At 69.9% G+C, this 15,361-nt stretch carries 14 protein-coding genes; 4 read left to right on the top strand and 10 right to left on the bottom strand.

Translation table 11 applies throughout. The features are described 5' to 3' along the window. The first annotated feature begins 58 nt into the window (after positions 1–58). The gene (locus IG04_RS0101390) at positions 59–1,066 is read left to right on the top strand and encodes a DUF2891 domain-containing protein (protein WP_030474638.1); all 1,008 of its coding nucleotides are present in this window, start codon (positions 59–61) and stop codon (positions 1,064–1,066) included. Between the two features lie 233 nt (positions 1,067–1,299). Here the strand turns inward: IG04_RS0101390 and IG04_RS0101385 are convergent, their stop codons facing one another. The 3 genes from IG04_RS0101385 to IG04_RS0101375 all read right to left on the bottom strand — a co-directional run bounded on the left by IG04_RS0101385 (position 1,300) and on the right by IG04_RS0101375 (position 3,672). Next, positions 1,300–2,328 (bottom strand): 6-phosphofructokinase, encoded by a 1,029-nt coding sequence (locus tag IG04_RS0101385; RefSeq protein ID WP_030474637.1) that lies wholly within the window; start codon positions 2,326–2,328, stop codon positions 1,300–1,302. A gap of 75 nt (positions 2,329–2,403) precedes the next feature. Beyond that, on the bottom strand, positions 2,404–2,916 hold the full coding sequence (locus IG04_RS0101380) for a polyadenylate-specific 3'-exoribonuclease AS (protein WP_030474636.1): 513 nt from the start codon (positions 2,914–2,916) through the stop codon (positions 2,404–2,406). A 21-nt stretch (positions 2,917–2,937) separates the two neighbouring features. Continuing rightward, positions 2,938–3,672 (bottom strand): lysophospholipid acyltransferase family protein, encoded by a 735-nt coding sequence (locus tag IG04_RS0101375; RefSeq protein ID WP_030474635.1) that lies wholly within the window; start codon positions 3,670–3,672, stop codon positions 2,938–2,940. A 233-nt stretch (positions 3,673–3,905) separates the two neighbouring features. On the opposite strand from IG04_RS0101375, the gene IG04_RS0101370 reads away from it, so the two are divergent. Continuing rightward, on the top strand, positions 3,906–4,385 hold the full coding sequence (locus IG04_RS0101370; protein ID WP_030474634.1) for a hypothetical protein: 480 nt from the start codon (positions 3,906–3,908) through the stop codon (positions 4,383–4,385). 473 nt (positions 4,386–4,858) lie between these two features. Here IG04_RS0101370 and IG04_RS0101360 read toward each other — a convergent pair whose 3' ends face one another. Genes IG04_RS0101360 through IG04_RS0101335 form a run of 6 tightly spaced genes read right to left on the bottom strand, consistent with a single transcriptional unit; the run spans position 4,859 to position 9,094 of the window. Beyond that, positions 4,859–5,833, bottom strand: coding sequence for an ROK family glucokinase (locus IG04_RS0101360; protein WP_144065481.1), 975 nt, complete (start codon positions 5,831–5,833; stop codon positions 4,859–4,861). Continuing rightward, entirely contained in the window at positions 5,833–6,183 is a 351-nt protein-coding gene (locus tag IG04_RS0101355; protein ID WP_030474632.1) for a hypothetical protein, read from the bottom strand. Before IG04_RS0101355 ends, IG04_RS0101360 begins: the two co-directional genes overlap by 1 nt. A gap of 14 nt (positions 6,184–6,197) precedes the next feature. Further along, positions 6,198–7,406 (bottom strand): ArsA family ATPase, encoded by a 1,209-nt coding sequence (locus tag IG04_RS0101350; RefSeq protein ID WP_030474631.1) that lies wholly within the window; start codon positions 7,404–7,406, stop codon positions 6,198–6,200. After that, a complete protein-coding gene (locus IG04_RS0101345) occupies positions 7,403–7,843 on the bottom strand; it encodes an SRPBCC family protein (RefSeq protein ID WP_030474630.1) in 441 nt (146 codons plus the stop codon). Before IG04_RS0101345 ends, IG04_RS0101350 begins: the two co-directional genes overlap by 4 nt. Before the next feature lie 23 nt (positions 7,844–7,866). Beyond that, on the bottom strand, positions 7,867–8,655 hold the full coding sequence (locus IG04_RS0101340; protein ID WP_030474629.1) for a metallophosphoesterase family protein: 789 nt from the start codon (positions 8,653–8,655) through the stop codon (positions 7,867–7,869). 58 nt (positions 8,656–8,713) lie between these two features. Next, positions 8,714–9,094: a hypothetical protein gene (locus IG04_RS0101335; protein WP_030474628.1), complete on the bottom strand. Its 381-nt coding sequence runs from the start codon at positions 9,092–9,094 to the stop codon at positions 8,714–8,716. Positions 9,095–9,192: 98 nt separating this feature from the next. Between IG04_RS0101335 and IG04_RS0101330 the strand changes: the two genes are divergently transcribed. Beyond that, a complete protein-coding gene (locus IG04_RS0101330) occupies positions 9,193–10,989 on the top strand; it encodes an AMP-dependent synthetase/ligase (protein ID WP_030474627.1) in 1,797 nt (598 codons plus the stop codon). Positions 10,990–11,239: 250 nt separating this feature from the next. After that, positions 11,240–14,107: an AfsR/SARP family transcriptional regulator gene (locus IG04_RS0101325; RefSeq protein WP_051768629.1), complete on the top strand. Its 2,868-nt coding sequence runs from the start codon at positions 11,240–11,242 to the stop codon at positions 14,105–14,107. 143 nt (positions 14,108–14,250) lie between these two features. On the opposite strand, the gene IG04_RS0101320 is transcribed toward IG04_RS0101325, so the two are convergent. Then, entirely contained in the window at positions 14,251–15,354 is a 1,104-nt protein-coding gene (locus IG04_RS0101320) for a glycosyltransferase family 4 protein (protein ID WP_030474625.1), read from the bottom strand. Positions 15,355–15,361: the final 7 nt, after the last annotated feature.

Below are 15,361 nucleotides of genomic sequence, written 5' to 3'. Positions count from 1 at the left end.
TTACTTGTCAACTATCGACCTCTGCCCAGTTGAGACATCGCATTGCATGATGTGGGCCATGAACGCCACCCGTTTGGATGACAGCACCGCGACCCGGCTGCTGGGCATCGCGGTCGACAACGTCCAGCGCGACCACCCGGTGCATTGGACGCACGTCATCGACGGCGACGACCGGCTGGTGCCGCAGCGGGTGCTGCATCCCGTGTTCGCCGGGTCGTTCGACTGGCACTCGTGCGTGCACCAGACGTGGCTCGCCGTGCGCCTGCTGCGACTGCGTCCCTCTCTCGCGGGAGCGGACACGGCCCGCAACGCCCTCGACAAGCTGATCACGCCCGACAACTGCGCCACCGAGGCCTCGTTCTTCGCCTCCCCGGCCGGACGGCACTGGGAACGGCCGTACGGCTGGGCGTGGCTGCTGCTGCTCGACGCCGAACTGCGCACCTCCGGCCTGCCCTGGTCGGTGGCGCCGATCGCGGACGTGCTGCGGAACCGGTGGCTGGAGTGGGTCTCGGCGGCACGCCTGCCGATCCGCACCGGCACCCACAGCAACACCGCGTTCGCGACCGGCCTCGTGTTCGACGCCGCCCAAGCGACCGGCGACACCGAACTGGCCGCCGCGTGTGCCGCCGCGGCACTGCGGTGGCACCGCGACGAGGCCGGATACGGCGGTTTCGAACCGGACGCCGCCGACTTCCTCTCCCCCGCGCTGACGACGGCCGACCTGATGCGGCGCGCCCTGGACACCGCGGAGTTCGCCGGTTGGCTCGACGCCTACCTGCCGGACCTCGAGTCGGAACGGTGGCGCGTGCTGCGCGAGCCCTTCCCGGTCGACGACCCCAGCGACCCCTACGGCTCGCACCTCGCCGGCCTCGCGTTGTCGCGCGCGTGGAACTGGGAGGCGATCGCGGAGGCACTTCCGGCTGGGCACCGGTACACGCCGCTGGCTCGCGCGGCCTCGTCGGCGCATCGCGAGGCCGGGTGGACGTACGTGTTCGGCGGGCACGGTTACATGGCCGACCACTGGCTCGGGACGTTCGGCGCCTACCTCGACGTCAAAGCCTTCTGACCTGCACTTACCGGTCTTATGCAAAAGACGTTTGCGGACGTCCGCAAACGTCTTTTGCATAAGGTCGGACAAAACGGGCACCGATATATTGGATATCAGGGGCCGGACGACAACGTGGCGTGCCGGAACACAGCCGGTATGCAAGCGGAATGCCGGGTGTCGACAATGAATCGACACCCGGCATCCGCAGAGCACTATCCGAGTTATCGGGCCCCGGAGATCAGGCCCGGAGATCAGGCACCGAAGAAGACCTCGGCCTCTTCGTAGCGCTCGGTCGGAACCGTCTTGAGTTCGGCCGTCGCCTCCGACAGCTTCACGCGGACGATGTCCGTACCGCGCAGCGCGACCATGGTACCGAAGTCACCGGCAGCGACGGCGTCAACGGCGTGCAGGCCGAAGCGGGTCGCGAGGACGCGGTCGTACGCGGTCGGCGTGCCACCGCGCTGGATGTGGCCGAGGATGGCCGCACGGGACTCCTTGCCGGTGCGGTCCGCGATCTCCTCCGCGAGCCACTGGCCGACGCCACCGAGGCGGACGTGCCCGAAGGCATCGCGCTCACCGGAGTGCAGCACCTCGGCGCCACCCTCGGGGATCGCACCCTCGGCGACGACGATGATCGGGGCGAACTCGCTCTCGAAGCGGCGCTCGACCCAGTCGACGACCTTGTCGACGCTGAACGGGCGCTCCGGGACGAGGATGACGTTCGCGCCACCGGCGAGACCGGAGTGCAGCGCGATCCAGCCCGCGTGCCGGCCCATGACCTCGACGACGAGCGCACGGTGGTGCGACTCGGCCGTGGTGCGCAGGCGGTCGATGGCCTCGGTCGCGATGTGGACGGCCGTGTCGAAGCCGAACGTGTAGTCCGTGGCGCCGAGGTCGTTGTCGATCGTCTTCGGCACACCCACGACGCCGATGCCGTCATCGGTGAGGCGCTTGGCGACACCGAGGGTGTCCTCGCCGCCGATCGCGATGATGGCGTCGATCCGGTTCGCCGCGATGGTCTCGCGGATGCGGTCGACACCGCCCTCGACCTTGTAGGGGTTCGTGCGCGACGAGCCCAGGATCGTGCCACCGCGGGTGAGGATCTCCTCGACGTCCGCGAGGTCGATCGACTTGGTGAGGTTCTCGATCGGGCCCTGCCACCCGTTGCGGAACCCGACGATCTCCCAGCCGTGTGCCTTGATGCCCTTGCGGACCACGGCCCGGATCACGGCGTTCAGACCGGGGCAGTCACCACCGCCAGTGAGCACACCGATGCGCATCTGCTTCCCCATCTCTCGTGTTCTGTGTCACGCAGACTGTCACGAGCTGTATCGGTGCAGCAACGCGGGTCTCACTTACCGGACAGGAAAACCGATTTTGAGCCGCTGTTCCTCGATCACCTTCCACCGCGCGAGGTTGTGCCGCGCGTCGGCAAGAGCGTCGTGCGCGTCCAGCGGAGGGGCCGGCAGCTTGGGGCGGCCGACGTCGTCCCAGCGTTGCCGCAGATCACGGGTGAACCGGGGCAGCGCGCGCGGCAACGCCGGCATCGCACCCCACAGCTGCGCCAGCGCCACGTGGTCGTAGGCGGCGAACCAGGCCCACAGCTCGATCTCGTCGCGCGCGGCGTTGCGGGCTCCGAGGAAGTCGAGCAGGTCCTCGCGGATGCGCTCGCGGCTGCGCCACGCCTTGTCCGCGGGCGAGGGCAGCTGATTGAGGACGTTCTGCCGCACCCACGGCCCCGCGCGATCGGGGTCGAACTCGGTGGACACGGCGTAGAACTCGCGGCCTTCCTCGTCGACCACACCGATCGACACGAGGTCGATCGTCAGCCCGTCCTCGATGAACTCACAGTCGTAGAAAAACCGCACCGCGACACCCTAGGGGTGCGGTCAGCTCGCCTTCTTCTCGGGCACCCGGTCGCCCTTCTCGCCCTGTTCCGGCGCGGCGGCGGGCAGCTCCTTGGCCTTCGCCGCGTAGACGTCGACGTACTCCTGGCCGGTGAGTTCCATCAACGCGTACATGATCTCGTCGGTGATCGACCGCAGCACGAACCTGTCGCCCGACAGCCCTTCGTAGCGGGAGAAGTCGAGCGGCTTGCCGATCTTGATGCGGATCGGGTGCGGCTTCCACATCCTGGAGCCGATGGGGTTCGCCTTGTCCGTGCCGAACATCGCCACGGGGATGACCGGCGCGCCGGACTCCAGCGCGATCCACGCGACGCCGACCTTGCCCTTGTAGAGACGGGCGTCGGGCGAACGCGTGCCTTCGGGGTAGATGCCGAGCAGCTTGCCCTCACGCACGATCCGCACACCGGTGTCGAGCGCTCCCTGCGCGGCGGACGCGCTGGACCGGTCGATCGGCACCTGGCCGACGCCGGAGAAGAACCACTTCTGCAGCTTGCCCTTGAGCCCCGTGCCGGTGAAGTACTCGATCTTCGCCGGGAACGTGACGCGCCGCGACAGCATCAGCGGCAGGAAGAACGAGTCGGAGACGGCGAGGTGGTTGCTCGCCAGGATGGCTCCGCCGTCCTTGGGGATGTTCTCGGCGCCCTCGATGATCTTCGGCTGGAAGAACAGCCGCAGAATCGGCCCCAGGAGGACGTGCTTCATCAACCAGTACAGCACCTTGGGAAGCGCCTCCCTTAAGACCCCGCGAACCTTGATCCCGACAATCAGCCTACGGAGCCGACCACACCTCACACAACGAGTCCCGAGTTAGTGCGTCACGGCCGTCCCGGATACGCGCGACCGGGAACGTGCCTGCGAACGAGACTGAGCCGACTGCCGTAACCCGCAACACATCCGGACCGTGCAACGATGAGGGGTCAGAGGGTTGCGGCTTTGTGGAGAGGCTCTGAATGAACGCCCGGCGCGACTCGACCGACGGACCGGAGAACGTCGACGAGCTCTTTGCCGAGATCGTCGCGGGTCTCGAACGGGACGGGGTCGGCAAGGACTGGCTCGACCTCGACGAGGTGAGCCCGGAGACGAACACCGAGACCGGGCACGGCGAGCCCGGCCCACGCACCGTCGTGGCGGAGGATCCGGCACCGGACCCCGCCGACGAGCCCGAATCCCGAGATCCGGCCGACGAAGACCATTACGTCCCGCCGGAGCCGCCGCCGTTGCCGGTGCTGCGCGCCTCGACCCTCGCGGCCCTCGGTCTGTTCGTGCTGGGCATTCTGCTGCTGGTCGCGCCCGGCATCTTCGGCCTGCAGTCGCGGATCGGCACACCGCTGTCGCTGGTGGCGCTGTGCGCGGGCATCGGCTGGCTGATCCTGCGCATGCGCAACAGCCCTCCGCCGGACTCGGGATGGGACGACGGCGCGCAGGTGTGACACGTCACGCCCCGCTCGGTAACGACGTGATAACGGCCACTCAGACCTTCTGATAACGATTCGGTCATGCTTACCGTGTCGGGCATGGACCAGATGCAGCACCTGATGATGGCCCGTGCCATGGCGACCCTGAGCAAGAAGGACGAGGCCAAGCGCCGTCGTCCGCGCATCCTGCGCCTGCTCGGCCGCTAGTCCCCTGGACCGAGTGTTCGCGGCGGGCGAACAATCCCGACGCGTTCGCCGCGAACACCCATTTCCTCTTCCGCAGTCCGTCCGGCTTGTGCACTGCGCGGCCGCCCGGCTTGAACAGATGCGTCTTCATCACGACGCCCTGTACGCCCCTGCCGCGGCTTTGCAATGAGTCTTTTGCGGACGAAGTCCAAAGAGTCATTGCTAAGACGCAGGTCAGCGGCATCGACACAACTGATATATCGGGTGTGACTGATATATCGGTGCGGCGGGCAGGACTTGCGTCAGGAGCGGCGGGAGTTGTGCTTGGCCATCGACGCGGCCATCTCGCGGGCCAGGGTCGCCGCGCCCACGATGCCCGCGTCGTCCCCGAGCTGGGCGGTGCGGATCCGGGCCAGCGGCCGGTGGCCGGCTCCCGTCACCACGGCGGAGTAGCGCTCGCGGGCGTCGTCTAGGAACAGCGGTGCCGAGGTCGACACGCCTCCCCCGATGACGATCACCTCGGGGTCGTAGACGTCGGCGACCAGCGCCAGGCCCTCGCCGAGCCAGCGGGCCAGGTCGGCCATCGCCCGCTTGGCCAGCGGATCGCCGTCGCGGGCCGCTCCGGCCACCCGGCGGCCGGTCACCGCACGGGAGTCGCCTGCCGCCTCGCGCGCCAGCACGGTCGAGACGCCGGGGTGCTTGGCGAGCAGTTCCACGGCGGTCGCGCTCAGGGCCGTGCCGCTGCAGTAGCGCTCCCAGCAGCCGTTCTTGCCGCACGGGCAGGGACGGCCGTCCGGGACGACGCGCAGGTGGCCCAGTTCGGGGGCCACGCCGTACGCGCCGCGGAAGACCTCGCCGTTGAGCAGCAGAGCTGCTCCGATGCCCGTGCCGATGGCGACGAGGACCGCGGTCTTCGCGCCTCGGGCCGCGCCGAAACGGTGTTCGGCCAGGGCGGCGGCGTTCGCGTCGTGTTCCAGGACGACCGGCATGCCCAGGCGGTCGCTCATGCGGTCGGCCACGTCCGCCTGCCGCCACGCCAGGTGGGGCGCGAAACGGACCGTGCGGCGGTCTGAGGCGATGAAGCCCGCCACGGCGAGACCGACGGCGCTCACGGCGTGGCGGCTCGCCACCTCCTCCACGGCGGCGACGATCGCGTCCTCGAGGGCGCGTTCGCCGGCGGGCGTGGGGGCGCGCGAGGTGTCCAGGACCGAGCCGCGCGGGTCCACGACGCCGGCGCGCACGCTGGTGCCGCCGATGTCCACTCCGACAGTGAGCACTAGTCGGACTTCCTGACGACCTTGATGTGCTGCACGCGCTGCCCGGCGTCGGGAGCCGGTTCGTCGCCGGCAGGCGGTGAGGGCTGCTGGGTGCCGGGCTCGCGCAGGGCCGCCCGCAGCACCGCGACGAGGCCCGCCGCGTGTTCGGCGGCCTTCGCGGCCAGTTCGGAACGGTCGCCGCGCAGCAACGCCACGCCGTTGCACAACGGGCACCAGCCGCACGTCTCGGGCTCGTGCGAGCCGTCGCCGGCCTCGGAGACGCGCTGCAGCCACGGCTGCATGCGCTCGGCGGCCGTGTCGATGAGCAGCCGCAGCTCCTCGGCGAGCTTGCCGGTGTTGTCCTGGGTCATCTACGAGCTCCTGATCAGCGCCACAGGGACGGGTCCGGCCGGAATCCCACCGTCACGCCACCCGAGTCCATCTCCGCACCGGTGACGATGCAGCGCCGCAACAACGACGGCAGCGCCACGAGCCGGCGCCGCCCATCGACGGTCAGCGCCAGGTCGTCGCTCACGCGCGCGAGGTCCAGCTCCGTGTCGTCGGACAGCGGCAACGCGATCCGCAGCGAGTATCGGGCGTCGAGTCCACGCCCGCTGCCCGACACCTCCAGCAACGACTCCGACACCGCGACGCCCGGCAGCGGATCCGAATCGCCGTAGAGCTGCTCGGCGACCTCCAGCAGCGCCTGAACACCCACGGGCTCCGACGCGCGGTGGTCGACCGTGCGGATCTCACCGATCCCGGTCAGTTCGGCCAGCACGGCGTCCTGCTCGTGCCGGCGGGTCCGCAGCCAGGAGGCGGCGGCACCGCGCGCGGCACCCGGCGAGGGCACCACGCGGTTCGCGATCACGCTGTCGACCCGGATTCCCTGCAGCGCCAACGCGGTCAGCGTGCGGCGGGTCTCGGCGGCGACGACGCGTTCGGGCGTCAGCACGAGCCGGACCGAGCACGACGAGGAGTCCGCGAGCATCGAGCGCAACGCGTCCAGCCGCTCGGCGAGGCGGCTCAGCGCGTCGGCCGTCGCGTCCCACTTCTCGACGGTCCCGGTGCCCGCGACGCCCGCGAGGAGCCCGCGCACCACGCGCCGGTGGGTGGGGAAGAGCCGTTCGAGATAGCCCGCGAACGCCTCGGGCAGCGACAGCAGCCGCAACGTCTCCGCGGTCGGCCCGCAGTCGACGACCACGACCTCCCACGGCCCGGACGCCGCGAGCCGCCGCACCTCCGCCAGCGCGAGGAGTTCCTCGACGCCCGGCAGCACGGTCAGTTCCTCGGCGTCGAGCTCGTCGACGCCGGCGCCCGCCAGCACGGTCCGCAGGTGCCCGCGCAGCTCGCCCCACGCCTCGTCGACGAGGCCGCGCGGGTCGATCTGGCAGGCGAACAGGCCGGCCGAGCCGTCCACTTCGGACGGTTCGGCGCCGAGACGCACGTCGAGCGCGTCGCCCAGCGAGTGCGCGGGATCGGTGGAGACCACGAGCGCCTTGCGGCCGTGCGCGGCCAGTGAGGCCGCGGTCGCCGCCGACAGCGTCGTCTTGCCGACCCCGCCCTTGCCGGTGAAGAGCAGGACCCGGCTCAAGCCGCCTTCTCCGCGCGCTTCTTGAGCTCCTTGAGCGCGGTGTCGAGGATCATCTTCTCGGCCTTGCGGCGGAACAGCCCGATCATCGGGATCACCAGCTGCACCGACAGCGTGTAGGTGACCTTGGTGCCGGTACCGGACGGCGAGAGCACGTAGCTGCCCTGCTGCGCCTTCTGCATGGTGCCCTTGACGAGTTCCCACTTCACCGACAGACCGTCGGCGGCCCAGTCGTACTTCAGCGTGTACTCGTCCTTCACGGGCCCCTGGTCGATCGCGAACCGCACCTGCTCGGCACGGCCGTCGTCGCGGGTGTCGAGGACCTCGACTTCCTTCATCCCGTTCGCCCAGTCCGGGTACGACGGGAAGTCCGCGATGATCGCCATGATCTTCTCAGGCGGAGCGTCGATGACGATGGACTGAGTGGACTCGTCGGCCATAGACGTGGAGGTTACTCGCGTGGCTACCAATTCAGGACGTGAGGCTTGCCGCTGCGCTGGAAGTGCCCGACGTTGACGCACTCGGTGTAGCCGACGCGCACGCGCCGGGCCAGCGGCTGGTGCACGTGGCCGAAGACCGACCAGCGCGGACGTTCGCGCCGGATCTTCTCCAGCGCGGCCCGTGATCCCCATTCGGGACGGCGCGCGACGACGTCGTAGGTCAGTTCCGGGACAAGGGGTGGGATGTGCGTGCACAGCACGTCGACCTGCCCCATCCGGTCCAGCGCCGACGCCATGTCCTCCTCCGTGCGCAGGTACGGGAACCACGGCGCGTTGGGGTTGCGGACCAGTCCGGGCACCATCAGCCCGCCGCCGGCGAAGCCGAACCTCAGCCCGCCGATCTCCGCGGCCTCACCGTCGAGGACGTGCACGCCGGCGCCGGCGAACTGCGGCCACAGGTGCGGACTGTCCACATTGCCCGGTGTCACGTACGTCGGCGCGGACATGGCGCTGAACAACGCGTGGTACTGCTCCAGCACCGCTTCCTCCACCACGGAACGGGCGTCGGCGAGACCGTCCCACAGCGACCGGATGTAGCTGGCCGTGTCCGCGCGCCTGGTGCCGCGCCTCAGCTCGGCGAAGATCCCGACCTTCTCGGCGCCGAAGACGCGGCCGAGGATCCCCTTGGAATGGTCGTGGTAGTCGACGAAGTCGATCAGGTCGCCGAGCACGACGAGAGCGTCCGCACCGTCACCGGCGCGCGCGAGCGCCTCCGCGTTGCCGTGCACATCGGAAACCACGTGAACCCGCACGGTTCCAACTTAGTTGACGCCGCATGGAGGTGTTTTGTGAGACGCACGTCAAGCAAGATCACCCTTGCGGCGGGCAGCCGGCCGGACGACCGTCCTCCAGAGTCAGCTTGAGCCCCAGCGAGACGGACTTCGCGTCGAGCTGACGCCGTTGCACCTCGCGGAGGGCGTTGCGGGGCGTGAGCGACCCGGAGGGCGAATCAGCACGGAGGAAGTAGTGCAGCACAGTGCCGTCGAGCACGGGCTCGAGCCAGACCTCCATCGTGCCGACGAGCGCGCCTCCGACCGTCCAGCGCAGGCCCTCTTCGCCCCTGTCGGCGTAGACGTCCAGCTCCAGATCAGGCCAGAACTCCCTCCAGGAGGAGGGCGAGGCGAAGGCGGCGGCGACCACTCTGGGTGGTACCGCGAGGAAAGTCTCGTCGACGACGTCCACGCTGGCCATGAGGACAAAAGGTAACGGAAGGGCGTACCAGCCTTTGTATCGCCGGAATCACACGCTAGGTTTCCCCACCAGTAACATTTCACCGTACGGAGGTTGACGTGCGCGAGTTCAGCGTCCCCGCCACGGCCGCAGTGGCTCCGGAGGAAAACCTCACCGACATGGTGTGGGCCAATGCGGAGCGCTTCGGCAACGCCGTCAGCTTCCGCAGGCAGATCGACGGCACCTGGGTCGACATCACCGCGCGTGACTTCGCCGCGCAGGTCATGGCCGTCGCGAAAGGCCTGGTAGCAGCCGGTCTGGAGCTCGGCGACCGGGTCGGCCTGGTTTCCAAGACCCGCTACGAGTGGTCGTTGCTCGACTTCGCCATCTGGGCGGCGGGCGGCGTCGTGGTGCCCATCTACGAGACGTCGTCGGCGGACCAGATCGAGTGGATCCTGTCCGACTCGGGCGCGGCGGCGGTGTTCGTCGAGGCGTCCTCGCACCGCGCGATGGTCGACGACGTCGTCGGCAAGCTGCCCGAACTGCGCCACGTGTGGCAGATCGACGGAGCGGCCGCCGCGGTCGACGAACTGACCGCGCTCGGTGCCGAGATCACCGACGAGCAGGTGCACGAGCGCCGCGGGCAGGTGAAGGCGGAGCACACGGCGACGCTGGTCTACACGTCCGGCACCACCGGCCGTCCCAAGGGCTGCACGCTGACGCACCGCAACCTGCTGTCCGAGGTGCGGTCGGCGCTGTCGCGGTTCCCGGAGATCCTCACGGCCGGCAACTCGCTGCTGCTGTTCCTGCCGCTGGCGCACATCCTGGCGCGTGCTCTGGCGCTGGCGTGTGTGTACTCGCGGGCGACCGTGGGCCACACGGCGGACGTGAAGGACCTTGTGGCGGACCTCGGCCAGTTCCGCCCAACGTTCGTCGTCGCGGTGCCGCGCGTGTTCGAGAAGGTCTACAACGGCGCCAAGCAGAAGGCGCACGCCGGCGGCAAGGGCAAGATCTTCGACGCCGCCGAGGCCACGTCGGTCGCGTACAGCACGGCGCTCGACAACGGCGGTCCCGGTCTCGGCCTGCGGGTCAAGCACGCGGTGTTCGACAAGCTGGTGTTCACGAAGCTGCGTGCAGCCCTGGGCGGTCGCGCGATCGCGGCGGTCTCCGGTGGCGCACCACTGGGTGCCCGGCTGTCGCACTTCTTCCGCGGCGCGGGCATCCCGGTCTACGAGGGCTACGGCCTGACCGAGACGTCGGCGGCGGCGTGCGTGACGTTCCGGGGCCAGGAGAAGGTCGGCACGGTCGGCCTGCCGGTGCCCGGCACGTCGGTGAAGATCGCCGAGGACGGCGAGATCCTCATCAAGGGCGACATCGTGTTCACCGGCTACTGGAACAACGAGGCCGCCACCAAGGAGGCCTTGGAGGACGGCTGGTTCCACACCGGTGACATCGGCGAGCTCGACGGCGACGGGTTCCTGAAGATCACGGGCCGCAAGAAGGAGATCATCGTCACCGCCGGTGGCAAGAACGTCTCCCCCGCGCAGCTCGAGGACCGGATCCGGGCGCACCCGCTGATCTCGCAGTGCATGGTCGTCGGCGACAAGCAGCCGTTCATCGGCGCGCTGATCACGATCGACCCGGAGTTCTTCCCGTCGTGGAAGGAGTCGCACGGCAAGCCGGCGTCGGCCGAGGTCCCCGACCTGATCGAGGACGCGGACCTGCTGGCGGAGATCCAGGCCGTGGTGGACGACGCGAACAAGTCGGTGTCCCAGGCAGAGGCGATCCGCAGGTTCCGGGTGCTGCCGGTCGACTTCACCGAGGCGGGCGGCGAGATGACGCCGTCGCTGAAGCTGAAGCGCTCCGTCGTGGCGACGACCTTCGCGTCCGACATCGACGCGATCTACGCGAAGTAACAGCAGGTAGAAAGCGCGAAAGGCCCAGGAGCCAGAGAGTGCTCCTGGGCCTTTCGACCCCCAGCGATCGTGATCCGCGGAGACTTCCGCAGAACCCGAGAAGTGTGTTGCCCCGGCCCCCCGACCGGGACATGAAGAAGATTGCCGTATGGCGCTGACGTATCGCTGACGCGCCGATGTCACTCGGCGACAGCACGCTAATAGGCTGTGAGGCAGACGGGGTAGATCTGGCTCGCACGAGGGGTTGGCGATGGCTTCGGGTCCGCAGTTCCGGCTGCTCGGCCCGTTGGAAGTACGCCTGGAGGGCTCCGCCGTCGTGTTGCGGGCGGGCAAGCACCGGGCGTTGCTGGCGGCGTTGCTGCTGCGGCCGAACCGCGTCGTTCCCGTGACGGAACTCGTCGAGCACGTGTGGGGGGACACACCGCCCGCGCGCACGCGTGGGACGTTGCAGACGTACGTGATGCGGCTGCGGGCGGCGCTGGGTGATCCGTCGCTGATCCAGACGGCCGCGGACGGCTATCGGATGCGGGTGGACCCGCTGGCCGTGGACGCTCATCGCTTCGCTGACGCGGCGGCTCGCGGACGTGCGGCCGCGTCGTCATCCGACCTGGTCACGGCACGTTCGGCGTTCGCAGAGGCGTTGGATCTGTGGCGCGGGCCGGTGCTGTCGGACGTGCCTTCGGAGACGTTGCACTCGGAGCACGCGCCGCGGCTGACCGAGTTGCTGATGAGGGTGCACGAGCAGCGGATCGACGTGGAGCTCGCGCTGGGCAACCACGCGGACCTGGTGCCGGAGCTGTTCGGGCTGACGCGGGACCACCCGTTGCGGGAACGGTTCTGGGCGCAGCTGATGCTCGCGCTGTACCGCGGCAGCAGGCAGGCGGAGGCGCTGGAGGCGTTCCGGCAGCTCGACCGGACGCTGGACGAGCAGCTCGGCATCGACCCGTCGGACGAGCTGCGGTCGTTGCACCAGGCGATCCTGATGGGGGCGCCGGAGCTGGCGGCGCCTGTGGTGGCGCGGGAACCGGAACGCGCGCGGTCGTCGCCGATGCGGCTGCCGGACGACATAGCGGACTTCACCGGGCGGTCCTGGCACGTGGAGCGGGTCTCCGGGCTGATCGCCGGCGGGTCGGTGCCGATCGTGACGCTCGCGGGGCAGCCGGGCGTGGGCAAGACGACGCTGGCGGTGCACGTGGCGCACCTGCTGCGGGACCGGTTCCCGGACGGGCAGCTCTACGTCGACCTGCGTGGATACGCGCTGGGGGCACCCGCGGACGGGGTGGACGTGCTGTCGCGGTTCCTGCGGGCGCTGGGCGTGCCGCCGGACGAGATCCCGCCGGACGCGGACGAGCAGAGCACGATGCTGCGGTCGTTGCTGTCGGGACGGCGGATGCTGCTGGTGCTGGACAACGCCTCCGCGCCGGACCAGGTGCGGCCGTTGCTGCCGGGGACGGCGTCGTGCCGGGTGATCGTGACGTCGCGGGACGATCTGCGCGGGCTGATCGCGATGAACGGCGCGCGGACCGTGCCGGTGGACGTGTTCCCGGCGGCGGAGTCGGCGTCGTTGCTGGAGAAGCTGCTTGGACCGGGTGATCACGCTGAGCTGGCGGTGCGGTGCGGGCACCTGCCGCTGGCGTTGCGGGTGGCGGCGGCGTACCTGGCCGGACGCGGCGGCGTGACGATCTCCGGATCGCCGATCGAGCTGGCCTATGCCGCGCTGCCTCCCGCGCCGCAGCGGTTGTTCCGGCTGTTGTCGCTGGTGCCGGGGCCGGACTTCACGCCGGAGGCCGCGTCCGCGCTGGCCGACGTGGACGCCGACGGCCTGCTGACGGTGCTGGCGATCGCGCGGCTGGTGGTGTCCCCGGTTCCCGGCCGCTACCGGTTCCACGACGAACTGGTCCGCTACGCCGCCATGGTGCGGGAGGAGGCGGACAGCCCGTCCGAGCAGCAGGCGTCGTGGACGGCGCTGCTCGACCATTACCTGCGCGGTGTCGAGCGCTGCGCCGAGCTGCTCTACCCCGGGATCGTGCGGCTGCCGTCGTCGCCCACGGGCCCGGCACCGCGGATCTCGACGTCGGCCGAGGCCCTCGCGTGGCTGGACGCGGAACGCCCGAACCTGATCGCCGCCATCCGGCACGCGGCCGAGCACGGCCCGGCGGTGATGGCCTGGCAACTGGCGGACGCCCTGCGCGGCTACCTCTGGATCGGCCAGCACGTCGGCGAATGGCTCGCGACGGCGCACCACGGCCTGCAGGCCGCCCAGAAGTCCGCGCACCGCGCGGCCGAGGCCGCGATGCACGCGAACCTCGGCACCCTCTACCTGCGGCTGGGCGAGTACACACGGTCCGTTGGGCACCACGACCACGCCATCGAGCTGTACCGGGCCCTGGGCGACAAGGACGCCGAGGCGGGCGCGCTGAACAACCTCAGCCTCGTGCACCGCCGTTCAGGAGACCTGGTCGCTGCGAAGGACACCCTGGTCCGCTGCCTGGAGATGCTGCGCTCGGCGCCGGCGGACAGCGTCAGCACCGGCCTGTACAACCTCGGCCAGCTCGCCGTGGAACTCGGCGAGATCGACAGCGCGGTCGAGCACTTCTCGCAGGCGCTGACCCTGGCGCCGAACGCCGACAGCCACACCTACCTCGGCATGGCCCTGCGCCTGCAGGGCCGTCTCGACGAGGCCCGCGCCCACCTCGAACGCGCCCTGGAGATCGGCAACGTCCCCGCCGGCGAGTCCGAGACCCTGGAGAACCTCGCCGCACTGGAACTCGCCTCCGGCAACACCGGCGCGGCCCTGTCCCTGGCCTCGCGCGCGCTGTCCCTCGTGGCCGACGGGGGCGACCAGCAGGTGGCGACATCGGTCCGGATCACGCTCGGCGAGACCCATCGTGCGCTGTCCGACTTCGACACGGCCGCCAAACTGTTCGAGCAGGCTCTGACGACGGCCCGGCGGATCGGCTTCGCCTCGGGCGAGGTCCGCGCGCTGATCGACCTGGCCGTGGTGCTGCGCGATCTCCACCGTCCCGCCGATTCTCGCTCCGCCGCCGACCAGGCCGTGCGGCGCAGCGCCGAGCTGGGATTGCGCGCTTTGGAGAACCGGGCCCGCGAACTCGCCTGACCCTTTCCTGATCCACTTCATCCACCCAGCGATATGCCATATATCGCTGGGTGGATGACAACGTTGTCTTATCGTACGACATTTCGCACGCCCGTTCCAATATCCAATATCCAATATATCGGATATTGGATATTGGATATCGGTCAGCCGAAGAGGTTCTCGAGGCGGTGTGCGAGCTGGTCCCAGCGCCAGTGGTCGCTGACCCACTCGCGGCCGGCGCGTCCCATCTTGGCCGCCGTCTCGGGATCGGCGAGCAGCGAGGCGATCCGCGCGGCGACGTTCTCGACGTCGAGTCCGTCGACGATGTTGCCGGTGATGCCGTCCCGCACGGTCTCCGGGGCGCCGCCGGACCGTCCGGCCACGACGGGCAGCCCGGCCGCGGAGGCTTCGAGGTAGACGATGCCGAGCCCTTCGACGTCGAGGCCACGGCCGCGCGTGCGGCAGGGCATCGCGAAGACGTCGCCGGCGTTGTAGTGCGCGGGCAGTTCCTCCCACGGCACCGAGCCGGTCAGCACGATGTCGCGGGAACCGGCGGCCATCTTCTCGAGCGTCTTGCGGTACGGCCCGCCGCCGACGATCAGCAGGGCGGCGTCCGGCACCGAGCGCTGGATGAGCGGCAGCGCGCGGATCAGGACGTCCTGGCCCTTGCGCGGCACCAGGCGCGACACGCACACGATCACCGGCCGGTCGCCCAGCCCGTACCGGCGGCGCATCTCGGCACCCGCGGCAGGATCGGGGCGGTACTGCTCGGTGTCCACACCGGACGGTAGATGCTCCAGCGCCGCCATCGGCCCGAACGCCGCCGAGAACCGGGAGCGGGTGTAGCGGCTGACGTAGGTCACGACGTCCACTCCGGACCCGATCGCCCGCAGCGCCTGCCGCGCCACCGGCAGCATCGACCAGCCGACCTCGTGCCCGTGCGTGGACGCCACCGCACGGCTCAGACCGAGTGACGGCGCCAGCAACGCCAGCGGTGCCGCCGCCCCGAACCACGCTGCCTCGCACGACTCGGCACGGGCGATGTCACGCGCGCGGGCAAGGACGTCCGGCGTCGGCAGCATCAGCGACGTGGGATGCCGCACCACCGGGAACGGCTGCTCGGCGTCGAACTCCTCCGCACCCTTCCACTTCGGCGCGTAGACGACGAGCGAGTCCGCGGGCAGGCGTGTCGCCAAAGCGTGCAGGTAGGACTGGATGCCACCGGGGCGGGGCGGGAAGTCGTTGGTCACCAGCAGAGTTCGACGCACGAACTCA

Origin of the sequence: Lentzea albidocapillata, assembly GCF_000719115.1 — a bacterium.
In the GTDB taxonomy this organism is placed as follows: domain Bacteria; phylum Actinomycetota; class Actinomycetes; order Mycobacteriales; family Pseudonocardiaceae; genus Lentzea; species Lentzea albidocapillata.
This window is presented reverse-complemented; position numbering and strand designations above follow the sequence as displayed.